The following is a 24,505-nucleotide window of genomic DNA, read 5'->3' as shown; positions in this document are numbered from 1 at the left end:
TGATCACAGTTCCGGATATGCCGCTCAGCATACGTTTTTTGGGTTGGGTTTTGTGCGACATGATTCTTCTTCAAGCCCCACGTGGCGGGGTTGAAAATCTCGGCCGGCCAGCCCTCATCGGGAAGGTTCCGCTGAAGCCGCGGCCCGGGCAGTCATGAAGGTAGAGGCAATAGCAGGTACGCCTACATTCCGCGGCGAATAAAGTCGGCCACCCGCTCCCCAACAAGAACGGCGGTCGCGGCCGGTCCGCGCACGGGCGTAGTCGGCAGAATCGAGGTGTCGGCGACGCGCAGCCCCTCGACACCGTGCACGCGCCCATATTGATCGACGACGGCCCCCGGATCATCTGCCGGCCCGAACCGTGCACTGCCGCACAGGTGAATAGCGGTGCCGAGGTGGGAGCGTAGCCAGTCGTCGAGCAGGTCATCGCTCTCGAGCACGATGTCGCTCAGTTCGGTCAATCGCCTAAACAGATGTTTGTAGGCATCCGTTCGCAACAAACGTACCGCCACCCGCACAACTTCGCGCATGCGTTCGAGGTCGCATTCGGTCGACAGGTAGTTGTAGTCGATGCGCGGTTGCGCGGCGGGGTCGTCCGACTCCAGGCTGATACGTCCGCGCGAGGTCTCTGACTGCACGGCGACAAGCAGCGCGAGGTCCCCGCGGTGGGCGATCTGTTTCGCGAAGCGCCGCATCGATACCCCGCGCATCGCCCGAAGTGATCGAAGCGGATGCCGCGCTGCGGCCCGCACCCCGACCATGATACCGCGCGCGCTGCCGGTCAACAGATACCCCATGGGTTTGAGCATCGGGAGAATCTCCAGATCCCCGGGCGCCGTGGAACCGGTCGCCGTGAAGTTCAGGCAGGCCGCCATCGACTGCGACGTGCGGTAGTCAACGATCTGTCGGCGCGGCTGCCACAGCACGGCAATATCCGGGTGATCGCTGAAATTTGCCCCGACCCCGGGCAGGTCGCGCACGACCGGAATGCCAAATCGTTCCAGCTGTTCCCGGGGGCCCACCCCGGAAACCAAGAGCAGGTGAGGTGACTTGATCGCACCCGCCGAGAGCACAATCTCCCGGCCGTGTAACTGAACGATCCTGCCGCCGCGCGCGACCTCGACACCGATAGCTCTCGTTCCCGCGAACAGCACGCGGCGAACATAGCTGTCACCCCACACAGTGAGGTTGGCGCGCTGTCGCACCGGATTCAGGTAGGCGATCCCGGTGTTCTGACGCACTCCATCGCGGGTGTTCATCGGCAGCGGCCCGTGTCCAGGCAATGCCTGGTCATTCTTGTCGGGTTCTTCGGCGAAGCCCAGCTCCGCGGCCGCCGCGCGAAAGGCGACGGTCACCGGATGGCCCTGCGGGGGCCGACCGACGACCATCGGCCCCGCGCCACCGTGAACGGCAGTTTCGCCATATTGCAGGTCGGTTTCGATCCGGCGATAGAACGGCAACACCTTCTCCCAGGCCCACTCGGGTGACCCGATCGACCAAGAATCGAAGTCGGCTGTTCTGGCACGAATGAAGTATGAGCCGTTGATCGTCGATGATCCGCCAAGGATCCGACCGCGCGCGATCGAGTAGGCAAGTTTTGGGGTGAGATGACCGGTGAACGACCAATTCTGCGGATGCCCCGGCATCGCTCCCTGCACGGTTCCAGCATCGAGCAACTCGGGCGGGAACCCGCCGGAAGACGACGGCACCGGTCCCGCCTCGAGGAGCAGAACCCGCCTGTTGGGATCTTCACTCAGTCGGGCGGCGAGCGGGGCTCCGGCCGCGCCGGCGCCGACCACGATCACGTCATAGTTCAGGTCCGACGCTGGCTCCGTGAAATTCACGTCCGTCCGCCAGGTTCAACGCTTGGTGAGCGACCCGGTGCAAACCCCTCCCGAAGTAGCACAAGGGCCGACTCCAGCAGCTCGATGAGGTCTGAGTCGTTAGTTCTGAGCCACTGCTCGTACGCCGCCAGCGATGCACCGAGGAATACCCAACCGATCACCGTCGGTTCGATCGCGTCGACAGCGACTCCCAGTCGACCAGCCGCGAAGTCAGAAACGACCCGCCGCCACTCGGCGTAGCGGAGGGTGGAGTGCGCCACCAGCGCCGGAACGTTCAACAGCAGGTTCATCCGCTCGCGATGATAGGGAACTTCCTCGGGCGGGAATCGGTTGAATTCGATGACCGCCGCTGCGAGCGCATCGACGACGGACATGGTCGCGTCGGTAGCGGCCAGAAACGCTCGCATACGTGCAAGTTCAGCTTCGAAGTCCCCCCAAGGCAGATCGTTCTTGGAGGGAAAATATCGAAACAGGGTCCGACGCCCAATTCCGGCGGCGCTGGCAATGTCATCGACGGTCGTTTGTTCAAAACCGCGCTCAAGAAAAAGTTGAAGCGCGGCGTGGCTCAGGGCGGCGCGGGTCGTCAGCGGCTGCCGGCCCATCCGCGGTGCCACAGAACGCTCATTCATCTGCATGTGCCCCTTCTTTTTCGGCACTGAGTGCCACTAGTCTGATGCATGCACCAAGCTTTCGCCACTGATGTCGATTTCTATCGCAAGGAGAACCACATGGTTTCCGCAAAAAAGACCAGTCCCACCGAGTCTGCACCCGCCGCCCCGGAACAATCTGTCGGGTTCGATCTCGAATCCGACACTCTGGTCGAGGAGATCTCGATCGATGGCATGTGCGGCGTCTACTAAATCGCTGACATGCCCGATCTGAATCTTGACCGGGGATGGGATCTTCATCCCCAGGTGTCCGTTCGCCCGGAGCCGTTCGGCGCGTTGCTCTACCATTTCGGCACCCGCAAGCTCTCGTTCCTGAAGGACACGACGCTTCTCGCCGTCGTGAGAACTCTCGCAGACGCCCCGACTGCTCGTGCAGCCTGCACAGCCGCTGGCATCGCTGAGAGCGATCTTCCCCGCTACCAGCGCGCCCTCAGCACACTCGCGAAATCCTCCATGGTCATCGAAAGGGCCTCATGACGCTTCTCGATGCACCCCCCACATCCCCCTTCGTTCTCGCCCCGAAAGACACTCCCCGCAAAACCGAGCGTCTTGTCGATCTCTTCGAATACGGCCTCGACGCCCCCATCTGTCTGACCTGGGAGCTCACGTATGCCTGCAATCTGTCCTGCGTGCACTGCCTCTCCAGTTCCGGGCGCCGAGATCCTCGCGAGCTGACGACGGCAGAGGCGAAGGCCGTCATCGACGAGTTCGAGCGGATGCAGGTCTTCTACGTCAACATCGGCGGCGGCGAACCGACCGTGCGTTCCGATTTCTGGGAGCTCGTCGACTACGCCTCCGCACACCACGTCGGAGTCAAATTCTCCACCAACGGCGTGAAAATCTCCCCGGAGATTGCCCAGCGCCTCGTCAGAAGCGACTACGTCGACGTGCAGATCTCGCTCGACGGCGCCACAGCCGAAGTCAACGACCATGTGCGCGGCCCCGGCTCCTACGCCACGGCCATGAAAGCCATGCAGAACATGTATGACGCCGGCTTCAAGGGATTCAAGATCTCGGTCGTCTGCACGAGCCAGAACATCAGCCAGCTCGACGATTTCAAAGCCATCGCCGACACGTTTGACGCGCAATTGCGGCTTACCCGCCTGCGCCCCTCCGGTCGCGGAGCGGACGTCTGGGACGAACTGCACCCGACCCAGGCGCAGCAGCGCGAACTCTACGACTGGCTCGTCGCGCACGGTGATGGTGTGCTCACCGGCGACTCGTTCTTCCACCTCTCCGCCTTTGGTGACGCCTTGCCCGGGCTCAACCTCTGCGGCGCGGGCCGTGTCGTCTGCCTCATCGACCCCATCGGCGACGTCTACGCCTGCCCCTTCGCCATCCACGAAGAGTTCCTTGCCGGCAATGTGCGCTCAGAGGGCGGGTTCCAAGAGGTCTGGAAGCACTCGGAACTCTTTCTCAAACTCCGCGAACCACAGTCGGGTGGAGCGTGCACCTCGTGCACGTTCTTCGACACCTGCAAGGGCGGCTGCATGGCCGCCAAATTCTTCACCGGGCTGCCGCTGGACGGCCCAGACCCGGAATGCGTCCAGGGCTACGGCGAAGAGCTGCTGAAGAACCGCACGGGCGCAGCGGTGGAGCTTCCAAAATCATCAATCGTCGACCACTCCCACCGCACTACCCGAGCCGGTCGCGAAGGAACGGGACCGATACAGCTCACGCTCAGCCGTCGCGCCGGGATAGCTCCGGTGAACGCCAGCGACTGCGAAGTCGGCCCCCTCATCGGGTTCACGCCCGAACAACCACCGGCAGGGGCCTTGAATGAGAGCCCCCGGGCCGGAATAAATCTGCTCGCGAGTTCGAAATCCGGCTACGGTTGCGGCAGGAAAGGCGCGTGCAGCTGCAGTTGAAACGCGGTCCACGACGACGTGGATCGAACGCATCACAAAAAGGAGAACATGATGAAAACCCATGCAGCCATACTTCGTGAACAACCAGGCCAGTGGCAGATCGAAGAGGTGGATCTGGATGATCCGGGTCCCACCGAAGTGCTGGTACAACTGGTCGCCACCGGGTTGTGCCACAGCGACGACCATGCCGCGAGCGGAGACATGCCGATCAACCTTCCTATTGTCGGCGGACACGAAGGTGCTGGCATCATCCGCGCCATCGGCAGCCAGGTCACGGACTACGCGGTGGGCGATCACATCGTCACGTCGTTCATCCCCTCCTGCGGAAAGTGCCGGTGGTGCGCGATGGGGCTGCAGAACCTCTGCGACTTCGGCGCGAATACCCTGATCGGGAACCAGCCCTCCGGCGGCTACCGCATGCACTCCAACGGTGAAGATCTCGCCACGATGGCCGCATTGGGAACGTTCGCCGAGTGGCAGGTCTTCGACGAGGCATCCATCGTCAAGATCGATCCCGACATCCCCCTGGACGTCGCCGCACTGGTCGCCTGCGGTGTGCCGACCGGGTACGGCTCGGCCGTGAACTCGGCCGACATTCACAACGGTGACGTGGTGATCATTTTCGGTGTGGGCGGCATCGGCATGAACGCCGTCCAGGGCGCGGCCGCAGCCGGTGCTTCGCACATCGTCGTGGTCGACCCGGCACCGTTCAAACGGGAGAAAGCACCCGAGTTCGGAGCGACGGAGGTCTTCGCCGAGGCGCAGGCCGCTATCGACTTTGTGCGCAGCATCACAAACGGGCAGGGCGCAGACGCCGCGATCTGCACTCCGGGCGTGCTGCACGGCGACGGATGCCATCCGAAAGGGTGGAATCGTCGTCGTCACGTCGATGTCACCACTCGGCGAGGTCGGCATCCCGACGGACCTGTTCAGCCTGGTCATGAACCAGAAGCGCATCCAGGGTGCGCTCTACGGCTCCTGGTCTCCGCGTTACGCCATCCCGACGCTGCTCGGCTTGTATAAGCAGGGCAAGCTCAAGCTCGACGAACTCGTCACGAACCGGTACACGCTCGACCAGATCAATGACGCGTACCAGGATATGCGGGACGGGAAGAACATTCGAGGCGTCATCCTCCTCTCACCGGTTGCTGCGGAGTCGCCCGCGGTCGCGCACGAAGCGGTGACCGTCGGGGTCTAGCCGCACCGAAGCGCAGGCCAGCGCAGCGCCAGCGCCGTCATCAAGTAGTTCGAACAGATAGTGAGGAGGAGCGGATGCCACCCCCTGCACGGCATCCGCTTCTCCCCTGAGCACGATTTGTTCACGAAAATGCGCTAAGGGGAGAGGTGAAATCAGCGGTCCGTCAGCTCGCGACAACCGGGCTCGGAACCGCCCATCTCATGCATGTCCACCGTGACATTGGTAGGGTTCGCGGCCACCTTGTAGAACCTGAACGACAACAAGAAAGCAGGAATTGCCATGGCGAAAAATGCATGGTTTGAAACCGTAGCCGAGGCACAGCGACGAGCCAAGAAAGCCCTTCCCTCGTCCGTGTATGGGGCTCTCGTTGCCGGTTCCGAGCGTGGGCTGACCATCGACGACAACATGGCAGCGTTTGGTGAACTGGGCTTCTCACCGCATGTCGCCGGGCATCAGGCGGTGCGCGACCTCACGACAACCGTGATGGGCATACCCATTTCTTTGCCGGTCATCATCTCTCCCACAGGTGTTCAGGCTGTGCACCCCGACGGTGAAGTGGCTGTTGCCCGGGCATCCGCTAATCGCGGCACCATCATGGGCCTGAGTTCGTTCGCCAGCAAACCTGTTGAAGACGTAGTTGCTGCCAACCCGAACACGCTTTTCCAAATGTACTGGTCTGGCTCAAGGGAATCGATGGTGCAGCGGATGGACCGGGCGCGGGCCGCCGGAGCCAAGGGACTCATCGCCACCCTCGATTGGTCGTTCTCCAACGGCCGGGACTGGGGCAGCCCGCAGATTCCGGAGAAGATGAGCCTGAAAACAATGATCAACTTCGCGCCCAACGTGCTCCCCCACCCACAATGGCTGCTGCGTTTCGCGAAGTCCGGTCGTATCCCCGACCTCACCGCCCCCAATCTCACTCCCCCCGGCGGCACTGCACCGACCTTCTTCGGCGCCTACTACGAGTGGATGCAGACGCCGCCTCCCTCCTGGGAGGATGTGGCCTGGATGCGCGAAACCTGGGGAGGACCCTTCATGCTCAAGGGCGTCACCCGCATCGACGATGCCCGCCGAGCCGTCGATGCAGGCGTGAGCGCCATCTCCGTGTCCAATCACGGCGGCAACAACCTCGACGGAACACCGGCAACGATCCGCATGCTCGCCTCGGTGGCCGAGGCGGTGAACGGCGATGTGGAAATCGTGCTCGACGGCGGCATCCGTCGAGGCAGCGACGTTGCCAAGGCCCTCGCACTCGGTGCACGCGCGGTCATGATCGGCCGCGCTTACCTATGGGGCCTCGCTGCAAACGGACAGGCCGGAGTCGAGAACGTACTCAATATTCTACGGGGTGGACTGGACTCTGCGGTGCTCGGCCTCGGGCATAATTCAATCCACGAGCTATCACCCGCAGACTTCTACATCCCGCCGACGTTCTCGCGCACCCTCGGCGCGACACTGAGCAACGTCGACGCTTCATCCCGGCGCTAATCACGCCCAGCGTCGCTCAACGACGGCGCACAATATTGTTAGGGGCCAGACTAAAAGTCGAACGAGGGGGAACCATGCACGATGAATTGGCCTACAGCACCTGGCCAGCGCTGTCGCCTACCCCAGTCGTGCTCGTGCCCCTCGGGTCGACGGAGCAGCACGGACCACATCTGCCGTTCTCCACTGACACCATAATCGCCTCGGCGGTGGCGCAGCACGTCGCCACTGATCTGACGATCAGGGGGCATTGCGTCGTCGTCGCCCCCGCCCTCCCCTACGGGGCGAGCGGTGAGCACCAGGAATTTCCGGGAACCATGTCGATCGGCACCGAAGCGCTCACGATGGTCATTATCGAGCTGGTGCGCTCCCTGTCGACCTGGGCCGGTCGCATTGTGCTCGTCAACGGCCATGGCGGAAACCTTGCTGCGCTCACCGCATCCGTTTCCCTGCTCCGGGACGAGGGTCACGCTGTCGCCTGGGCTCCCTGCACGGTTGCCCGGGGAGATGCCCATGCCGGAATCACCGAGACATCGATCCTGCTGCATCTCGACGCCGAGTTGGTCGACCTGGCATCGGTGGTGCCTGGCGCAACGACGCCGATGCCTGCCCTTTTGGGCCGGCTCAAGGCAGAGGGCGTGCGGGCGGTATCGCCAACCGGGATCCTGGGCGACCCGACCGGGGCCACCGCCACAACCGGCGCTGCGTTCATGTCCGAGATGTGCGAGGGTGTGCAGCGCCGGATCCTCGGCGAGTCCATCGACCCGCGCGGATGCCTCCGCGACCTCGCTCGGAGCACAGCACCGGCACCGTCCGCCACGGAAGATACAACATGAAGCCGCCCGCTGCTGTGCTCCCACCCGGTTTCACGGTCGAGCTCAATCGCACGGTCACGGTCCGGGACCACGGCCGATCCTTGGTCGGAGGCTCCCCGACCCGCGCAATCTATCTTTCCCGGGCCGCCGCCAGCATGTTCGCCGGGCGCCGCTTGGCCGTCGACCGTGCCGGCTCGGGCGCCCTCGTGGACAAGCTGCTCGAAATTGGAATGGCCGATCCGGTACTCGACACGCTTCCGGCAGCGGATGAGAGCGATGTCACGTATGTGATTCCAACCTATGGCCGGCCGCAATCCCTTGATCGCCTTCTCACGAGTATCGGGCCACATAAATCAGTCATCGTGGTCGATGACGCTTCACCCGATTCCAGTGAGGCAAAACGGATCGCCGCCGCCGCCGGAGCCCGTTTCATCGCCCTGCCCGAGAATCTGGGTCCGGCTGGGGCCCGCAATGCTGGACTGCGCTTGGTGCACACGACCTTTGTGGTGTTCGTCGACAACGACATGGTCGTCACCGACGGGGCTGTGGCAACATTGCTCCGACACTTCGGTGATCCGAGGGTTGCCCTCATCGCCCCGCGAGTGATCGGACTCCAGTTGTCGACCCGAGTCAACTGGATCTCTCGTTACGAGGACGCACGGTCATCGCTCGACCTCGGACCGACTCCCGCCACGGTGCGCCCGCGCGCGCGGGTGTCGTGGGTGTCAACGGCTTTCGTCGTGGCCCGGGTCGAAGCCCTCGGCGCCGGGTTCACCGACGGTATGCGAGTCGGCGAAGACGTCGACCTCGTGTGGACACTCGTCGAACGGGGGTGGAGGGTGCGCTACGAACCGGCCGCGACAGGCGCCCACGAACACCGAGTCACGTTGTCTGACTGGGCTAAACGGAAAGCGTTCTACGGCACGGGCGGCCACGCATTGGCACTCCGACATCCCGGCAACATCGCCCCCGCGATCCTCGCGCCCTGGAGCGTCAGCGTCATGGTGGCGTTGCTCGCCCAGCGGGCCTGGTCGGTGCCCCTCGCCCTCGGAATTTCAGCCGTTGCCGCAGTGCACATCTCGCGCAAGCTATCCCGTCACGAGCATCCGCTGCGTATCGGTATCGAGCTGACGGCCACCGGCGTTGCCGCATCGGTTTCGCAGACGATGGCCCTCCTCACGCGGCACTGGTGGCCACTCGCGGTGCTCGGCAGCATCGTCTCCCGTCGGGTACGCCGGGCAACGATCGCCGCCGCCATTCTCGACGTCGTCCTGGACTACCGACGCACGAAACCGCAACTCGACGTCGTGCGCTTCGGGATCGCACGCCGAGCCGACGACCTCGCCTACGGGGCAGGCCTCTGGCTCGGCGCGCTTCGCGGGCGCTCAACGGCGGCGCTTCGCCCCGACATTCGCGGACGTCGCTAGTCATCCGATCCAGCATGGGAGCAGTATCACCGCACGGGCCACCGACACGTGCGCGGCGCTATCCCCCCGGGCGTCCACCCCGTCTAAACTGAGGCATGCGCACTGCCGGGGTGGATCTCGCTGCCGAGCCCAAAGGCACCGCCCTGGCCGTCATCGACTGGGTCGACGGCCGAGCATCACTGTGCGAGCTGCAGCTCGGTGTCGCTGACAACATCATCGCCCGCACAGCGGGCACCGTTGAGAAACTCGGCATCGACTGCGCGTTCGGTTGGCCGGACGAGTTCGTGCACTTTGTGGTCGCGCACTCCAGCGGGGATCAAAGCCGGGCAGGAGTCGACGGCGGCATGGACTGGCGCCGCACTCTGGCCTACCGCGAGACCGATCGTGACGTACGAAAAAGAACCGGACGATGGCCGCTCAGCGTGTCCACCGACCGGCTCGGACTCACCGCCATGCGGTGCGCCGGGCTGCTGGCCAGGATCTCCGAGACCGGCATCATCGTCGACAGGTCGGGTTCCGGAGTCGTCGCAGAAACCTACCCGGGAGCATCGCTGCGACTGTGGGGTTTCTCTACAACGGGGTACCGAACGGAGCCCACCATCCGAAAGCAGCTTCTCCAACGCATTCAGGATGCCGCGCCCTGGCTCGATCTCGGCCCGTTCGCGCCACAGATGATCACCTCAACGGATGCCTTCGACGCCGTGATCGCCGCACTCGCCGCCCGCAGCGCCGCCCTGGGATTCTACGAGCCACCTGAACCATCCATGCTTGATCGCGCCCGGCGGGAAGGCTGGATCTTGCTCCCGTCCGGCTCTCTGGCCGATCTACTCCGGTAGTCGTGAGAGTGTTTCTTCGTTCCCCCACTCTGCTGCGCCGTCGTTTACGGTTCCTAATCTGGTCTGCTCGCTCCGGGACCACGGCACGGATGCCGCGATCCCGGAGTATTTGATGGTTTACCGCTGAGACTGGAGATCAGCTGACTTGCGGAAACCCGAGGTTGATCTCACTCGTCGACGGGTCGGGCCAACGGGTGGTCACCACCTTGTTACGGGTGTAGAAACGAATGCTGTCCGGTCCGTACATGTGGGTATCACCGAACAGTGATGACTTCCAGCCGCCGAAGGAGAACGACCCGACCGGCACCGGTATGGGCAGGTTGACCCCGACCATTCCCGCCTCAATCTCAAATTCGAATTGCCGCGCGGCGCCTCCGTCGCGCGTGAAGATGGCTGCCCCGTTGCCGAACTCGTTCTCGTTGGTCAGCTGAATGGCTTCTTCAAAGGTGTCGACGCGGACGACTGACAGTACGGGGCCGAAGATTTCGTCGTCGTATACCTTCATGCCTGGCTTCACGTGGTCGATCAGGCTGACGCCGATGAAGAAGCCATCTGAATCAAACTGCTGCTGGCGACCGTCCACAACAACGGTGGCACCTTCATCCGCTGCTCCGGCAACATACGAGGCAACCTTGTCGCGGTGCGCAGCGGTGATCAGCGGGCCCATCTCTGAAGCAGCATCCGTCCCAGCGCCGATCGTCAGTCCGACCATCCGCTGCTTGATGGCATCGACGAGTTCATCAGCAATACCGCCAACGGCCACGAGCACACTGACCGCCATGCAGCGCTCCCCCGCTGAGCCGTACGCCGCCGACACGGCCGCATCTGCAGCCATATTCAGATCAGCATCCGGGAGTACCACCATGTGGTTCTTCGCGCCGCCCAGCGCCTGCACGCGCTTGCCGTTTTCGGCGGCCCGCTTATAGATGGACTTGGCAACAGGCGTGGATCCGACGAAGCTGATGGCCTTCACCTGCGGGTGGTCCAACAGCGCATCCACAGCTTCCTTGTCGCCCTGGACAACGTTCAGCACGCCGTCGGGGAGCCCGGCCTCGGAGAAAATCTCGGCAATGAAGATGGCCGTAGACGGGTCTTTCTCGCTGGGCTTGAGCAGAACGGTATTGCCGCAGGCCAGCGCACTGCCAATCATCCAAAGCGGCACCATGGCTGGAAAATTAAACGGAGTAACGCAGGCCACGACGCCAACCGGCTGCCGCACCGAGTGAACATCGACGCCAGTCGACACCTGCTCTGAGTGCTCCCCCTTGAGCATGTGGGAGAGTCCGGTGGCGAACTCGATATTCTCCAGGCCTCGGGTAATCTCGCCCTCCGCATCAGAGAGCACCTTGCCGTGTTCGCTGGTGAGAATGGTCGCCAGCTCCGACTTGCGCTCGCTGAGGAGCTCGCGAACCTTGAAAAAGATGTTGGTGCGTTTGGCCAGGCTGGTGGCCCGCCACCCCGGCAGCGCCGCACTGGCGGCCCCGATAGCTTCCTCGACCCGGGATGTTGAAGCCAAAGCGACCTCTTTGTTTTGCTCTCCGGTGGCGGGATTGTAGACGGGGGCGAAACGCTCGGCGTCGGTGATCTTTCGACCATTGATGTAGTGCGGAATTCGCTGCATGGGAGTGCTCTCTGTACCTGCGGAACGCGGGTCAGTGGTTGAGGTCACGACCGTTGTCATCAGCTGACCTGCGCTTGGGCTAGCGCCGGAATCTGTTCCGGTTCCGAGTCAGGCGCCAGGGTTCCGTCGACGAGCTTGACGATTATGGAACAGTCTTTACGGCCCTGTTCAGCATCGAGAACGCGCTGGAACAATTGCTGCACGTGCTCCCCAATCTCCAGTGGTGTATTCGTTGCCCGCGCGGCAGCGATAGCCAGCCCGATATCTTTATTGGCCAGCTCCGTCGTGAACGTCGGTGCAAAAGCAGTGTTGGCGGCGGAGGATGCCACGACTCCGGCAATGGGATACCAGGTGCGCAGGGCCCAACTGTCACCGGAAGAAACCGACGCAATATCCCAGAACACCTGCTTGTCGAGACCGAGACGATCGGCCAGAACGGCACCTTCAGCGGCCCCCGCGAGATTGATGAACAGCATGAGATTGTTGCAGATCTTCGCGGCCTGGCCTGTGGTAGCGCCGCCGGTCGGAATGATGTTGGCAGACATCGGCTCGATGAACGTGCTGGCAGCAGAGACGGCGTCGGGTTCCCCGCCAATCATGAACGTCAATGTTCCAGCCTGAGCACCGCTGATCCCGCCGGAAACGGGAGCGTCGACAAAACGCAATCCAGCCTCGGCTGCCGCATCGTGAAGCCTCTGCGCGGATTCGACGTCAATGGTGGAGGAATCGATAAGAAGGGTGCCGGGACTCACCGAGGCCAGCACGCCGCCTTCACCCAGATACACGGCAATGGCGTGCTCACCTTTGGGCAGCATGGTGAAGACGACCTCGGCGCCAGAGACAGCATCCGCGATGCTGCTTGCCGGTGTGAGGCCATTGGCCGCCGCGGTCGCAAGCGCCTGCGGATTCAGGTCGAAGCCGCGCACTTCGTGCCCGGCCTTCACCAGGTTCGCCGTCATCGGGCCACCCATATTGCCCAGACCGATCCATCCAATTGCAGCCATTCGCAAGCTCCTTTGCTCTTTTCCAGCGAGAACACACGTTCTTTATAATCACCTTCACACCGTGTTACGGTGCAATCAAGATAAAAAAATACAGACACCCTGTGCATTCATGCACAAATACGCCGATGTGCCCATTGGCAGAAAGCCGGCGCGTGATGGTTGATTTCAAGCGGTTCCCGAGCCCGGATGACCTGCTGATCTTGCTCACCGTGGCGCGCCTGGGGCGATTCACCGCCGTGGCCGAGGCGCTGGAAACCACCCACACCACCATTTCCCGACGGATTCTGGCGCTGGACAAGCGGCTGGGTGGGCGTACCCTCGAGCGAAGCCCGCACGGATGGGAACTCACCGAGCTCGGAAACCAGGCAGTCCGTGCAGCGGAGATTATCGAGACCAGCCTGGGCGCTCTCACTTCAACACTGGCGCATGACGCGGATCCGCTTTTCGGACTCGTACGCATCAGCACGCCCGACGGCTTCGGCGCAGCTTTTGTCACCCCCGCCTTGGTCAAGCTTCAACAGCAACATCCCAAGCTGAATGTAGAGATGCTCAGCGCGACGAGAAAGATCAACCAGAACCGCTCCGGCGTCGACCTGGAAGTCGTGGTCGGCCCAATCGACGCGAGTAGAGCACAGACGATCTTTTTGACGAACTATTTCATCCGACTGTATGCCAGCCCCGAATACCTCGCCATGAAAGGAACTCCACAGACTATTGATGAAATCAAAGACCACAACTTTGTGTCCTATGTCGAGTCATCCCTCCAGGTCGCCGAGCTGGGGCATCGCTCGTCACAGTTACCAAATCCAGCCGCGAGCTTTCAATCCACCAGTATCTTCGCCCAGGTCGAAGCCGTGCGACGCCACAGCGGCATCGGCTTACTGCCGTCTTTCATGGTGTGGGGGCGGCCGGAATTTGTCCCCGTGTTACCGGATTCTTTTCGCCGAGAGCTGCCAATTTGGGCTGCCGCTCGCGCCGAGTCGCTTCGGTCCATGGCCGTAAAGGCAGCAATTGAGGCCATCCAGCAGGAGATCTCCGAACGCCGGAACGAACTGGCGGCCTAACTGGTACGGCGGCCCCACCCGGTCTGTGGTTTTACTGATCTGCCTGCAGCAGATCAGTTTGTCCGCAACCCCGGGCTCGCCTATCTGACGCTTTACCGTGCGTCGGTGCGTTCGCGCAGGGCCGCCGTTTTTTCTAGGTCAGCTGCATCGACATCGTGAAGCGAGATCCCTTTCGTTTCTTTCATGGACACCACAGCGACCACCGTCACCGCACAGGCAACCAACAGATAAACGGCAATCGGCACCGATGACCCGGTGCCCCGCAGCAAAGCGGTGGCGATAATCGGGGCGAGCGAACCAGCCACGATCGACGTGACCTGGTACCCGAGTGAAACACCGGAATACCGCATCCGGGTGGGAAACATTTCCGACATGATTGAGGGCTGCCCGGCATACATCAGTGCGTGGAACACAAGGCCGATCGTGACGGCGATCATAATGATCAGTTCATCCGCGGTCTCCATCATGGGGAAGGCAAAGAATCCCCAAGTCGAGCCCAACACCGCGCCCGTCAAGTAGACGGGTTTCCGGCCAACCGCGTCGGAGAGTTTCCCGACCAGCGGAATAAGACAGAACTCGATTGCATGCGCGATGAGCATCAGCAACAAGATCTTGGCTGTGTCCATCTTCACCACCACCACCAGGTACGTGATCGAGAAGGTGACAACGAGGTAATACAGCACGTTTTCCGCAAATCGCAGTCCCATGGCGGTGAAGACACCGCGCGGGTAGCGTCGAAATACTTCAATGGCGCCGTAGCCCGGCGTGGGTGCAGCTTCAGCCTTCAGACGTGATTCTTCGAAGATCGGGGCATCCTGAACCTTCGTGCGAATGTAGTACCCGACAATGACGATTACCGCTGAGAGCCAAAATGCAACCCGCCAGCCCCAACTGAGGAATGCTTCCTCGGGCAGGGTCGCAGAAAGCCCCAGGAGAACAACGGTGGCCAGCAAGTTTCCTCCCGGAACGGCTGCCTGCGGCCAGCTGGCCCAGAAGCCACGGGATTTGTTGGGACTGTGCTCGGCTACCAGCAATACGGCGCCACCCCATTCGCCGCCAACCGCAAAGCCCTGAGCGAATCGCAAGAACACCAAAAGCGCCGGCGCCCAATAGCCAACTTGATCAAACGTTGGCAAGCATCCCATTAAGAATGAGGATACGCCGACCAAAACAATGGCAACCTGGAGCAATCGCTTGCGCCCAAACTTGTCACCAAAGTGGCCAAAGACGATTCCGCCGATTGGACGCGCGAGAAAGCCGACGGCGTAGGTCAGAAAGGCCGCGAGGATCCCGTCAAGTTGCGAGCCGGCATTGGGAAAGAACACTTGGCCAAACACCAAAGTCGCCAGCGAGCCATACAGAAAGAATTCATACCATTCAACGATGGTGCCGGCCATTGAGGCCGCCACCACTTTCTTCAATCCTGTCGGTTTTTTCTCTGTACCACTCTGGCTTGCGGGAACTTGCGTGCTCAATTCAATCTCCTTCGGTGTCAACTCTGACACTGCGTGGAATAGCGCATCCAACTTTATAAATGCGACGACAAAACCATCGATGAACCATTGAAAGTATTGCCGTGCCGTCGACATCACACAACGTCGATTCATGCAGAGACCATCTGCACCAATGCACAACGCTGCTCGCTGAATTTTGCGAGAGGTCAAGCGGGACGCCACTGACACAACGTCGCCCACCGACGAGTATTACCGCCGTTCCTCTGCAGGCGGTGCCAGCTGTGATCCCGAGCCGTGCGAGGGCAGCCGCTCACTCTTAGATCGTTCGGGCATTAGCCGTGAGATCCGTGAGATCCGTGAAACACGGGAGAGCGCGCACCAGAACTGCCTGATCAGGTACTGAAATAGAGCAGCACGGCTTTGACGCGGCGGTGGCCCTCGTCGGGCGTCAGATCGAGTTTCGTGAAAATGTTTCCGATGTGTTTAGCGACGGCGGCTGCACTGACAACGAGTTGGCTGGCGATGGCTTGGTTTGCTAATCCTTCTGCCATGAGGGTAAGAACTTCCCGTTCACGTGGGGTCAGGGAATCGATCGGACTTCCGGTCTTTCTGGCGAGGAGATGACGCACCATTTCCGGGTCGATGATTGTTCCGCCGGCCGCGACCGTTTCGAGGGCGCGGGAGAAATCGGAGATTCGGCCGATCCGGTCTTTGAGAAGATAGCCGACCGCCCCATCGTTTTCAGAGAGAAGCTGAGCAGCATATGCATCGGCGACGTATTGCGAAAGAACGAGGATCGGCACCGTTCCGTGTGATCGACGGATCTGAAGAGCCGCACGCAAGCCGTCATCCTGGTTGTTCGGTGGCATCCGCACATCGGTGATCACTAGGTCGGGCAAGCGGTTTTCGTGCGCCGCGAGTGCAACGGCGTCGACAAGTCCTGGTGCATCGGTTGCGGTAGCGATGACGGTGTGTCCCAGTTTCTCGAGCAGACTGGTCAGGCTTTCTCGTAGCAGTGTGGAGTCTTCCGCCAGGATGATGCGCATGGGGACCTTGTTCTCGTCAGCCCGCGGCGATCGCGGTCAGGGTGGTAGTCGCGGGCAGGCGCAGTCGGAGCATCGTCGGACCGCCAGGAGGGCTGTCAATGTTTAGTGCTCCGCCGAGCGTTTCCGCGCGCTCTTTCAACCCGCGGATACCTGTTCCCAGCGTCTCGTCAGCACCACCGTGACCATTGTCGGTCACGGTCACGATGAGTTCTTGGGCGGTGGTCTGCGCGGCTATGTGAATTGCTGTCGCGGAGGAGTGTTTGACCGCATTCGTGATCGCCTCGCTGACCGTGAAGTACGCACATCCTTCTGAGGCGGCGGATGCTCTTTGAACCAACGTGGCGTCGATTTCAATTGGCAATCCGGCGCGGCCAGCGAGTTCCTGGAGTGCTGCGGCTAGTCCGTGGTCGGTGAGGACCGCCGGGTGAATGCCGCGCACAGTGGCCCGCAGACTGCGTAAAGCATGTTCGGTATGGTCGTGGGCTCCGGCAACGGCTTGGCGGGCTTCTTGAACGTTCGCACCAGATCGCGCGGCGTGCTCGAGGTCGATTTCGGCAAGCCCGAGCCGCACCGACAAGGCCACGAGCTCCTGCTGAACACCGTCGTGCAGGTCACGTTCGATCCTGCGTCGTTCCTGCTCGAACGCTTCCACTAACGAAACCCTGGACCTGGTGAGACGTTCGATGTAACGCTCAAGTTCTGCTTGCCGGGGTGAGAGGAGGAAGCGGCTCAGCGATGCCTGGCCGGCCACCAGTATGGCATTGACGTAGGCGGCAACGGCAAGCGCGATAAGTCCTGCTGCGCAGGCCTTCCAAATGTCTGACGGCATCATCTCGACGCTCACGTCTGCGGAGAGGTTCATTCGAAAAGGGCCGTGCGTAGCGGAGGCGACGATCGCGACGATCGCGGCGAGGACGACCGCTTCGACGACGAGTAGCGCCAGCCCGAGCCACCCCATGAGGAGGGTAGCGAAGAGGCCTCCGACGTCGCGCCAGGTTGCAGCTTCGGTCATCCGGATGTTCAGCCAGTTGTGGCGCTCATCGGCGCCGACCCGAACATGGGCGTTTTCAATTCGGGCGAAGCCCAGCAGTTTCACCCGTCGCCGTTCCAGCGCTCCCACGGCCAGCCCCCACAATGGGATGAACACGAACGTCATCGTAATCACCGGCAACAAGACCAGCCCGAGCATCGCGCTAGAGAACAGGTAGAACAAGGTGAGCCATGGCCAGCGGGAAAACCCGAATCGCCACGGTTTGGCTCCGATCGCGCGCCAAACCGTTATGTTCATAGTTTCAGGCTAGGGGCACCGTGCAACAACGATGTTCAGTAGTGCCAGCACTACCGTCATTCGGGGTGCCTGCGTGACTGCGCCGTAAGAGTGCCCACGATGGAATGGGTTTGTGCCTATACCGCTGCTTGAAACCCATAACCTCTACAAAACGTTTCCGCCACTGACGAGAAGCGATCAGCCGGCGCCGGTTCTCCAAGGAATATCCATGGCCGTGATGCCCGGCGAGATGGTGAGCATCGTGGGGCCGAGTGGATCGGGTAAATCCACACTTCTCTACTGCTTATCGGGCCTGGAAAGCCCGACATCGGGAGCCCTATCCGTGATGGGTCATGATCTCTCGAAGCAGACACGTTCTCAGGTCGCGACCCTCCGCCGCGACCATATCGGCTTCGTGTTTCCATCATTCAATCTGATCCCGTCTCTCTCTGCTAGGCAGAACGTCTCGCTGCCGGCGCGTTTAGGCAAGCGCGGCCCCAATCATCTTGGCGTCGAGCGGGCCTTGTCCGATGTCGGGATGAGCGCTCACGCACGAAAACGGCCAGGTGAACTTTCCGGGGGTCAGCAACAACGAATCGCGATCGCCCGCGTTCTGGCATCGCAGCCAGACATTGTGTTTGCCGACGAACCGACCGGATCGCTCGACACCGCAAATGGTGCCGAGGCGCTTCGTTTGCTCCGACAAACCACGACCCCCACCTCGGCGCTGGTGATGGTCACGCACGATCTGGAGGCAGCAGCGTTGGCCGATCGAGTCCTGGTGATGCGCGACGGAACCATCCATCGAGAACTGGTCTCGCCCACAGCAGGCGCTGTCCTCGACGCAGTGCGGAACGCCCGAACGGTAGGTGAACGATGATGCTGCTCATCTTCTCCGAACTGCGCTCGCAATGGCGGGCGTGGGTCGGTGTGTTCATTCTGGCGGTCGCTGCCGGATTCGTACTCGCCATCGGAGCATCGATTGTTGATACCGGTGCCGAACTGGGCGGAAAATTTCAGGGCATCCTCTCCGGCGCCGCCGCGACGATCCTGATGTTCAGCGGAGTCAGTGCCCTTGCTGTACTCAGCAGTGTCGCCACGTTGACGGTGACCCTGCAGCAACGGTCCTACGCTCTCTGGCAGCTGATCGGCGCAAGACCCCGCACCGTTGGGATCATTGTCCTACTGCAGCTGCTGATCGTGTCCCTCCTCGGAGCCGCGCTCGGGGTAGCTGTGGCCAGGCCAGCAGCTGATCCGCTCTTCGCGCTCGGTTTCGGCACCGTACCCGGTCTCGGGGGTGTGCACGTTCACTTCGGGGGCGTCACCGTTCTCAGCAGCGTGCTCGGTGTGTGCGGGGTCGCGCTTCTCGGCGGTTGGCGGGCTGCTCGGCGAGCAGCGTTCACACCACCATTGGAAATTCTTCGTGACGCCGAGCCGCGGCGTGGGCGCATGCGTTGGTTTCGCTGGATCTTCGTCATCGCGGCTGCGACCGCCGCCTACGCACTGTCGTCGAGCCTTTTCGGCGCGACGCTCAATCAAAGTGGCTCACGAATTCCGCTGATCACTCCGGTGCTCACCATTTTCATCGTTGCGATCGCTCCGCTGCTGTATCCCGCAGTGTTGATGGCGTGGACAGCGGTGCTGCCGGCCCGGGTCTCGTCGGCATGGTTCCTCGCGCGACATCAGGCTCGCTACCGTCTCGCGTACAGCACGGCGGCTATCACGCCACTGTTGGCAGGCATCAGCCTCTCGGCTGGTCTCTACACCGCGGCCGCCACACTTAACGACGCGTTTCGAATTCAAGGAACCGGAGGAAGCGCGGCTTTGCACGCTAACGAGGTTGCTCTCCTTCTCGGTGGTCCCCTCCTACTCGCGGCGGTTGCTGCAGCCATCGTGGTCTTCATGAGTAGTCGCACGCGCGGTCAAGAACTTGCACTCCTCCAAGCATCCGGGGCCACCCACCGCACGATTATCTTCACGGCCGCGCTTGAAGCCGTCATCTACGTCATTACCGCCGTGATTCTCGCCCTTGTCATCATCGTCGCTGGCGGCGTCATCATCGCCGCGGGCCTGTCCACTGCCGTTCCTGGTACCACCACCACAATCGACGCCATGCCCGGCCTCATCATCGCGGGCATCGGATGCGCGCTCATCCTGCTCGCCACGCTGGGTCCGACCATTGTCGGTCTGAGAAAAGACGTCATGCGCACTCTCAGCTCCGAATAAAGACCCCGGCACTCGTCGTGCCTCAATCGTTCGTATTTGCTCAACCGGATCGGCAATTTCCATCGTGACCGTCCGCCCAATGCTGCCGTCATGAGGGTTTGCGCTCGAGCTAGAAGCGTGAGACCAGCGACGAGGCGAGAAACGCCGAACCGAGGATCGCCAGCGTGGCTCGAGTCGTGTTCGCACGACTCCAACCTGCGTCGAAAGATCGCCACGCGTCAGCGGAGTCCCCATTGGATGGCCTGATCCGGGCCAGCGCGTTGTTCCGCGGCACGTTGAACAATATTGTCGTGATGAAGGACGCCACTGTCAGGCCTGCGCCGATGACGCGAACGGGGACCATTCCGGCGCCAGCGTCCTGAAGCAGAGCGGTGACGGCTGCCGCGCACGCGGCCAGGGCGCCCCCGAAGAAGACGATCATGAAGGGGGCACGGACGGCTTTTTCGTTGACCCGTTGCATCACGGCCACAGCCTCAGGGGCCGAACGCAGTCGCAGGGCCGGAAACACGATTGTGGTGAACGTGAAGTAGACCCCTCCGGTGATACCGGCCCCAACCGCCGCTGCCGCCGTCACGGCGGTTCCGAACAGTTCCGTCACGAGTGAGCCGCTGATACCTCGGCCCACAGGCCCGTTGCGGTAACGCGCCGCGGTCTCCGGCTGAAAGCACCAAGCGGCCTCGTTGCACCGGGCCGGCAGCAGGACAAGCCGGCGCGGCCGGTACCGCCGAGAACAAGAACTGGTGAATTCGTCATATCCAAAGCCAACACGTTGGTGAGTAGATGTTGAATAGCTGAATAAGTTGATTACATTCGTGATCGTCTACTGTGGGGGTGTGGACGCACTCACTCATCTCCTCAGCGGCCCGCACGCGCAGCGGGCGTTTGCGTTGCGCGTTGTGATGGATCCGCCGTGGTCGATCGATGTTCAAGATCGTGCCCCACTAACTCTTATAGCGATGCTGTCCGGCGAAGCGTCTCTGGTCACCGAGCGGGTACGGGTTCGCCTGAAGCCTAAGGATATCGGCATCGTGCGCGGACCGGAACCGTATCGTCTTGCCGACGACCCCGAACGCGAAGGGCTTGTTGTCATTCACCCCGGACAGGTCTGTACGACTCAGGGCGGCGACCACGTCAGCATCAGCATGGCGCAAGGGGTGCGCACCTGGGGCAACTCGCCCACGGGGGCTACGACCATGCTGATCGGTACGTATGAATCCGACGCTCAGATCGGCTCGGTAGTAGCTGCGGCACTGCCTGTCGTCGCGGTTATCCCCGCGGGACACGTCGACGAGGCGTTAGTGCGCCTCCTCCGCGACGAAATCTCCGTTGACGCACCCGGACAGGGCGGCGTAGTCGACCGGCTCCTCGACGTCCTGCTCGTGCACGCGCTGCGCGGCTGGGCGCGCGAACACCCTGAATCCGCCTCCGGGTGGCTCGCAGCGGGTCGTGACCGTCTCGTGACCGATGCCCTGAAGCTCCTGCACGATTCACCCGGCGCGTCCTGGACCATCGAATCGCTCGCCCAACAGCTAACCGTTTCGCGAGCAACACTCGCGCACCGTTTTCGTGCGGCAGTGGGCGAACCTCCGATGACCTACCTCACCAACTGGCGGATGCTCCTGGCTGGCGAGTTGCTTTCAGACCATCGTCTGACAACCGCAGACATCGCCCAACAAGTGGGCTACGGCAGTCCCTTCGCCCTCAGCACCGCTTTCAAACGACTCCACGGCGTAAGCCCCACCGAATATCGCCGCCACCGACGACCTCCTCTGCCCACGCAAACCGGCTGATCAAAGCGAAACGGGAAGGCACGTTTTGTCTCATTGAGGGATAGCCGTTCGAAGTTGTGAGAGGTCGAGGTCAACCTCGTCATCGTGCTGCTTGAGCGTGTCTGCGTGCGGTCCGATGACGAGGACGGTGGGCTTGTTCATGCGTTAACCGTGTCTGAATTGGTGAGGCGAAGAAACAGCGCGATGGCTGCGGCGGTCAGCACGCACAGCACTGCGTTCACGCCGATGGCGGCTGTGACACCGCCGAGGACTCCGGCGGGTCCGGTGTCGCCGAGAGCATTCATCCGTGCGGTCACGATGGCGGACATGACTGGGATTCCCATCGTGATTCCGATCTGCTGACTCATCGTGACCAGGCCGGTCGCCAGGCCCTGTTCCGTATCGGGCAGGCCGGAGGTGGAGGTGACCACGTATCCGACGATCGCGACCAGGTTGGCGACACCCCCGATGAAGGTGGCGACGAGTAGGAGAAGAAGCCAGATGGAGTCGGGGCCGAGGAACATGAGCGGAATCGTGGCAGCTGCCTGGAGCAGGAACCCGGCGACGATTGCACGGTGTGATCCGAGTGTGCCAATGACTTTCGGGCCGATGAGTCCGCCAAATACGGTTCCCGCTCCGAGCACGGCGAAGGAGAGTCCAGCGGCAAGAGGCGAGTAGCCGAGTACTTCCTGCAAATACACGGTCAGTAGGAACACCAGGGAGGTTTCGGTAGCGAAGGCCAGGAGCCCGGCGATGTTGCCCCACCCGACAGTTTTTCGTTTGAGAATAGCGACCGGTACCAACGGATGCGCCACCCACTTCTCGATCTGCCAGAAGGCAATGAGAAACACAAAGCCCGCCAGGATCGCCCCCCAGGCCAATGGGTTTCCCCATGAAGTTTCGCCCGCCGTGGTCAGCCCGTAGACCAGAGCGAGAAGCCCGAGAGTCACGGTGGCAGCGCCGGCGAAGTCAAGCTTAGGCCGTTCGATGGGGCGGCTTTCCTTCAGGACGACGGGCGCGATCACGAGGACCATAACCGCGACAACAACGTTGATGAAGAATGCCCACCGCCAGCTGAGCAGGTCGGTGAGGACACCGCCGAGAATAGCTCCGGTCGTGAACCCTGCCGCCATCAAAGCGCCATTAAGGCCGAGTGCCGTGTTTCGCTGCGGTCCCTCGGAAAACAAAGTCGTCAAAAGGGATAGTGCCGCTGGTACAACTATCGCCGTCGCGAGCCCCTGGGCCACCCGGGCGACGATCATCACCACCGGTTCCTGTGCAAAACCGCCGACAAGAGAGGAAACGCCCAGCAGGGCCATGCCGATCAGGAAGAGGCGACGACGACCGAACAGATCAGCGATCCGCCCGAAGAACAGGGTGAACCCTGCCGCGCACAGGGCAAACGAGGTCGCGATCCACTGCGAATGATCGAGGCTGAGTCCAATGTCGGCGCCGATGGTCGGCAACGCCACGTTCAGGATCGAGAAATCCACGGCAAGGGTGAAACTGGCCGTGAGCAAGACGAACAGGGCTAGGCGTTGCCGCCCCGTCAAGCTCGTGGCATCCCCGGCGGGGCCCGCACGGTTGACGGCGTGGTCGGCGGATTGAACGGTGCTGGACATGCCCGTCCTTTCGGTAGAGGGAACAATTCGTGGGCGCCGGCAAAACCGGCACAATGTCACAGTGGGCCACCGTGCGCGCATCAACCAGACCCGCGTCATCCGACCCCCACGGTGCCTAGCACTGTCAGGGACAGGCTTGATGGGCTCAGACAGTCGAGAATGTAACCATGGCTGGCATGAACCACATAGAAGAACTCGGCGAGTTCCTTCGAGCTCGACGCGCACAACTCACCCCCGAGGAGGCCGGGATCACCTCCTACGGTGCACGTCGGGTGCCCGGCCTCAGGCGCGAGGAACTCGCTCAACTCGCCGGCGTGTCGGCCACCTACTACACACGGTTGGAGCAGGGCCAATCGACGAACGCATCCGAATCCGTCATCGACTCGATCGGGCGGGCATTGAACCTGAATGACGATGAGAAAGTGCACCTGCACGACTTGGCGCGACCCGCCAAAGCCAAGCGCCGCACGCCGGGAAAACCCGACCACGCAACTCCTGGCACGATACGTCTGCTGAACGCCATGGCCAATGTGCCGACCGTGATCATGGGCCGAAGGAACGAAGTTCTGGCCTGGAACCCGCTCGGGCATCTGCTCGTCGCCGGGCACACCGACTTTGACGCGCCCAGCCGGCCATGTGATCGACCCAACCTCACCCGAATGCTCTTCCTCGACCCCCACACCAAAGACCTCTATCGCAACTGGCGTGACGAGGCTTTCCTCGCCGTGGCATCCTTGCGGTTCATCGCGGCACATTACCAGGACGACGCCGAACTGACCCAGCTCATCGGCGAACTCACGCTCAAGAGCCCCGACTTCGCTGCGATGTGGACAAGGCACCCGGTGCAACAGTGCGTGAGCGGTGTCAAGCGTTTCCACCACCCGGAGGTTGGGGACTTCGACCTCAGTTTCGAGGTCCTCCACCTCCCCGGCACCAGAGGACACCGAATGATGACGCACGCTGCCGAACCCGGCTCAACCGATGCCGCAGCGCTGGAACTCTTATCGGCTGCAAACGAGATCCCTGTTGCGCGACACGTTCCGTCACGGATCTAGCGAACGGTCGGGCCGGAGGCGAACCGCGGACCTTTCACACCCTGCATGCTGCATCCACAATTCGGCACGATTCGTTTCCCCTGAGGATGAGGACCGCGGCAATCTGACGCCAATCGCCCCATTCCGACATACCCGCAAGCAGAACGATGAGCGGGCGAAAGAAATCCGTGATGATCATTGCTCACGACTTGCCGCCGGCCCGTAAAGCCAAGAACCCCGCAGCGGTCAGCGCGTCG

23 protein-coding genes are annotated in these 24,505 nt (G+C 62.1%); 14 read left to right on the top strand and 9 right to left on the bottom strand.

Annotation, left to right across the window (positions count from 1 at the left end; all coding sequences use genetic code 11):
* Positions 1–182 precede the first annotated feature (182 nt).
* On the bottom strand, positions 183–1,844 hold the full coding sequence (locus CXY72_RS07810) for a GMC family oxidoreductase N-terminal domain-containing protein (RefSeq protein ID WP_199183990.1): 1,662 nt from the start codon (positions 1,842–1,844) through the stop codon (positions 183–185).
* On the bottom strand, positions 1,841–2,479 hold the full coding sequence (mftR, locus tag CXY72_RS07805; protein ID WP_199183989.1) for a mycofactocin system transcriptional regulator: 639 nt from the start codon (positions 2,477–2,479) through the stop codon (positions 1,841–1,843). The genes CXY72_RS07810 and mftR overlap by 4 nt, the downstream gene beginning before the upstream one ends.
* Positions 2,480–2,572: 93 nt before the next feature.
* On the opposite strand from mftR, the gene mftA reads away from it, so the two are divergent.
* From mftA to CXY72_RS07765, 9 genes are all read left to right on the top strand, one after another.
* The gene (gene mftA / locus CXY72_RS07800) at positions 2,573–2,704 is read left to right on the top strand and encodes a mycofactocin precursor MftA (protein ID WP_104127194.1); all 132 of its coding nucleotides are present in this window, start codon (positions 2,573–2,575) and stop codon (positions 2,702–2,704) included.
* 9 nt (positions 2,705–2,713) lie between these two features.
* Positions 2,714–2,989, top strand: a complete 276-nt coding sequence (gene mftB, locus CXY72_RS07795; RefSeq protein ID WP_104127128.1) for a mycofactocin biosynthesis chaperone MftB — start codon at positions 2,714–2,716, stop codon at positions 2,987–2,989.
* Positions 2,986–4,380 (top strand): mycofactocin radical SAM maturase, encoded by a 1,395-nt coding sequence (mftC, locus tag CXY72_RS07790; RefSeq protein WP_104127127.1) that lies wholly within the window; start codon positions 2,986–2,988, stop codon positions 4,378–4,380. Before mftB ends, mftC begins: the two co-directional genes overlap by 4 nt.
* Before the next feature lie 48 nt (positions 4,381–4,428).
* On the top strand, positions 4,429–5,403 hold the full coding sequence (locus tag CXY72_RS07785; protein ID WP_199183988.1) for an alcohol dehydrogenase catalytic domain-containing protein: 975 nt from the start codon (positions 4,429–4,431) through the stop codon (positions 5,401–5,403).
* Positions 5,396–5,578, top strand: coding sequence for a hypothetical protein (locus tag CXY72_RS19795; RefSeq protein WP_199183987.1), 183 nt, complete (start codon positions 5,396–5,398; stop codon positions 5,576–5,578). The genes CXY72_RS07785 and CXY72_RS19795 overlap by 8 nt, the downstream gene beginning before the upstream one ends.
* Positions 5,579–5,857: 279 nt before the next feature.
* Positions 5,858–7,066 (top strand): pre-mycofactocin synthase MftD, encoded by a 1,209-nt coding sequence (gene mftD, locus CXY72_RS07780; protein ID WP_104127126.1) that lies wholly within the window; start codon positions 5,858–5,860, stop codon positions 7,064–7,066.
* Between the two features lie 74 nt (positions 7,067–7,140).
* A complete protein-coding gene (mftE, locus tag CXY72_RS07775) occupies positions 7,141–7,899 on the top strand; it encodes a mycofactocin biosynthesis peptidyl-dipeptidase MftE (protein ID WP_104127125.1) in 759 nt (252 codons plus the stop codon).
* Positions 7,896–9,305, top strand: a complete 1,410-nt coding sequence (gene mftF, locus CXY72_RS07770) for a mycofactocin biosynthesis glycosyltransferase MftF (RefSeq protein WP_104127124.1) — start codon at positions 7,896–7,898, stop codon at positions 9,303–9,305. Before mftE ends, mftF begins: the two co-directional genes overlap by 4 nt.
* A gap of 95 nt (positions 9,306–9,400) precedes the next feature.
* Positions 9,401–10,141, top strand: a complete 741-nt coding sequence (locus tag CXY72_RS07765; RefSeq protein WP_104127123.1) for a DUF429 domain-containing protein — start codon at positions 9,401–9,403, stop codon at positions 10,139–10,141.
* A gap of 136 nt (positions 10,142–10,277) precedes the next feature.
* Here the strand turns inward: CXY72_RS07765 and CXY72_RS07760 are convergent, their stop codons facing one another.
* Both CXY72_RS07760 and mmsB read right to left on the bottom strand, forming a co-directional pair.
* Entirely contained in the window at positions 10,278–11,762 is a 1,485-nt protein-coding gene (locus CXY72_RS07760) for a CoA-acylating methylmalonate-semialdehyde dehydrogenase (RefSeq protein ID WP_104127193.1), read from the bottom strand.
* A 59-nt stretch (positions 11,763–11,821) separates the two neighbouring features.
* Positions 11,822–12,766, bottom strand: a complete 945-nt coding sequence (mmsB, locus tag CXY72_RS07755) for a 3-hydroxyisobutyrate dehydrogenase (protein ID WP_104127122.1) — start codon at positions 12,764–12,766, stop codon at positions 11,822–11,824.
* Between mmsB and CXY72_RS07750 the strand changes: the two genes are divergently transcribed.
* Positions 12,757–13,830: a LysR family transcriptional regulator gene (locus tag CXY72_RS07750; protein ID WP_370446231.1), complete on the top strand. Its 1,074-nt coding sequence runs from the start codon at positions 12,757–12,759 to the stop codon at positions 13,828–13,830. The genes mmsB and CXY72_RS07750 overlap by 10 nt on opposite strands.
* Positions 13,831–13,922: 92 nt before the next feature.
* Here the strand turns inward: CXY72_RS07750 and CXY72_RS07745 are convergent, their stop codons facing one another.
* The 3 genes from CXY72_RS07745 to CXY72_RS07735 all read right to left on the bottom strand — a co-directional run bounded on the left by CXY72_RS07745 (position 13,923) and on the right by CXY72_RS07735 (position 17,618).
* The gene (locus CXY72_RS07745; protein WP_370446230.1) at positions 13,923–15,437 is read right to left on the bottom strand and encodes an MFS transporter; all 1,515 of its coding nucleotides are present in this window, start codon (positions 15,435–15,437) and stop codon (positions 13,923–13,925) included.
* Positions 15,438–15,676: 239 nt separating this feature from the next.
* On the bottom strand, positions 15,677–16,330 hold the full coding sequence (locus CXY72_RS07740) for a response regulator transcription factor (RefSeq protein ID WP_104127119.1): 654 nt from the start codon (positions 16,328–16,330) through the stop codon (positions 15,677–15,679).
* Positions 16,331–16,346: 16 nt separating this feature from the next.
* Positions 16,347–17,618, bottom strand: coding sequence for a histidine kinase (locus CXY72_RS07735; RefSeq protein WP_104127118.1), 1,272 nt, complete (start codon positions 17,616–17,618; stop codon positions 16,347–16,349).
* 112 nt (positions 17,619–17,730) lie between these two features.
* On the opposite strand from CXY72_RS07735, the gene CXY72_RS07730 reads away from it, so the two are divergent.
* Together CXY72_RS07730 and CXY72_RS07725 are read left to right on the top strand one after the other, a co-directional pair.
* A complete protein-coding gene (locus tag CXY72_RS07730) occupies positions 17,731–18,477 on the top strand; it encodes an ABC transporter ATP-binding protein (RefSeq protein WP_255409264.1) in 747 nt (248 codons plus the stop codon).
* Complete coding sequence (locus CXY72_RS07725) at positions 18,474–19,823, top strand: ABC transporter permease (RefSeq protein ID WP_104127116.1); 1,350 nt, start codon at positions 18,474–18,476, stop codon at positions 19,821–19,823. The genes CXY72_RS07730 and CXY72_RS07725 overlap by 4 nt, the downstream gene beginning before the upstream one ends.
* Before the next feature lie 109 nt (positions 19,824–19,932).
* Here the strand turns inward: CXY72_RS07725 and CXY72_RS07720 are convergent, their stop codons facing one another.
* Positions 19,933–20,421, bottom strand: coding sequence for a DUF1772 domain-containing protein (locus CXY72_RS07720; protein ID WP_158252517.1), 489 nt, complete (start codon positions 20,419–20,421; stop codon positions 19,933–19,935).
* Between the two features lie 235 nt (positions 20,422–20,656).
* On the opposite strand from CXY72_RS07720, the gene CXY72_RS07715 reads away from it, so the two are divergent.
* Positions 20,657–21,613 carry an AraC family transcriptional regulator gene (locus tag CXY72_RS07715; protein ID WP_104127192.1) on the top strand — a complete coding sequence of 319 codons (957 nt, stop codon included), beginning with the start codon at positions 20,657–20,659 and terminating at the stop codon, positions 21,611–21,613.
* Between the two features lie 137 nt (positions 21,614–21,750).
* Here the strand turns inward: CXY72_RS07715 and CXY72_RS07710 are convergent, their stop codons facing one another.
* Positions 21,751–23,145 carry an MFS transporter gene (locus CXY72_RS07710; protein ID WP_370446236.1) on the bottom strand — a complete coding sequence of 465 codons (1,395 nt, stop codon included), beginning with the start codon at positions 23,143–23,145 and terminating at the stop codon, positions 21,751–21,753.
* A 236-nt stretch (positions 23,146–23,381) separates the two neighbouring features.
* Here CXY72_RS07710 and CXY72_RS07705 point away from each other — a divergent pair, with 236 nt between their 5' ends.
* Positions 23,382–24,269, top strand: coding sequence for a helix-turn-helix transcriptional regulator (locus tag CXY72_RS07705; RefSeq protein WP_370446229.1), 888 nt, complete (start codon positions 23,382–23,384; stop codon positions 24,267–24,269).
* Positions 24,270–24,505 lie beyond the last annotated feature (236 nt).

The organism is Cryobacterium sp. Y57, from assembly GCF_002929505.1.
Taxonomy (GTDB): domain Bacteria; phylum Actinomycetota; class Actinomycetes; order Actinomycetales; family Microbacteriaceae; genus Cryobacterium.
Note: the sequence above shows the minus strand (reverse complement) of the source record. Positions and strands in the feature narration are given on the sequence as shown.

Excerpts from the sequence above, each read along its gene's own strand:
- mftC (WP_104127127.1), top strand. The coding sequence starts at position 2,986 with ATGACGCTTCTCGATGCACCCCCCACATCCCCCTTCGTTCTCGCCCCG.
- CXY72_RS07765 (WP_104127123.1), top strand. The coding sequence starts at position 9,401 with ATGCGCACTGCCGGGGTGGATCTCGCTGCCGAGCCCAAAGGCACCGCC.
- mftB (WP_104127128.1), top strand. The coding sequence starts at position 2,714 with ATGCCCGATCTGAATCTTGACCGGGGATGGGATCTTCATCCCCAGGTG.
- CXY72_RS07740 (WP_104127119.1), bottom strand. The coding sequence starts at position 16,330 with ATGCGCATCATCCTGGCGGAAGACTCCACACTGCTACGAGAAAGCCTG.
- CXY72_RS07735 (WP_104127118.1), bottom strand. The coding sequence starts at position 17,618 with ATGAACATAACGGTTTGGCGCGCGATCGGAGCCAAACCGTGGCGATTC.
- mftA (WP_104127194.1), top strand. The coding sequence starts at position 2,573 with ATGGTTTCCGCAAAAAAGACCAGTCCCACCGAGTCTGCACCCGCCGCC.
- CXY72_RS07760 (WP_104127193.1), bottom strand. The coding sequence starts at position 11,762 with ATGCAGCGAATTCCGCACTACATCAATGGTCGAAAGATCACCGACGCC.
- CXY72_RS07725 (WP_104127116.1), top strand. The coding sequence starts at position 18,474 with ATGATGCTGCTCATCTTCTCCGAACTGCGCTCGCAATGGCGGGCGTGG.
- CXY72_RS07745 (WP_370446230.1), bottom strand. The coding sequence starts at position 15,437 with ATGAATCGACGTTGTGTGATGTCGACGGCACGGCAATACTTTCAATGG.
- mmsB (WP_104127122.1), bottom strand. The coding sequence starts at position 12,766 with ATGGCTGCAATTGGATGGATCGGTCTGGGCAATATGGGTGGCCCGATG.
- CXY72_RS07705 (WP_370446229.1), top strand. The coding sequence starts at position 23,382 with ATGGCTGGCATGAACCACATAGAAGAACTCGGCGAGTTCCTTCGAGCT.
- mftE (WP_104127125.1), top strand. The coding sequence starts at position 7,141 with ATGCACGATGAATTGGCCTACAGCACCTGGCCAGCGCTGTCGCCTACC.
- mftD (WP_104127126.1), top strand. The coding sequence starts at position 5,858 with ATGGCGAAAAATGCATGGTTTGAAACCGTAGCCGAGGCACAGCGACGA.
- mftF (WP_104127124.1), top strand. The coding sequence starts at position 7,896 with ATGAAGCCGCCCGCTGCTGTGCTCCCACCCGGTTTCACGGTCGAGCTC.
- CXY72_RS07785 (WP_199183988.1), top strand. The coding sequence starts at position 4,429 with ATGATGAAAACCCATGCAGCCATACTTCGTGAACAACCAGGCCAGTGG.
- mftR (WP_199183989.1), bottom strand. The coding sequence starts at position 2,479 with ATGCAGATGAATGAGCGTTCTGTGGCACCGCGGATGGGCCGGCAGCCG.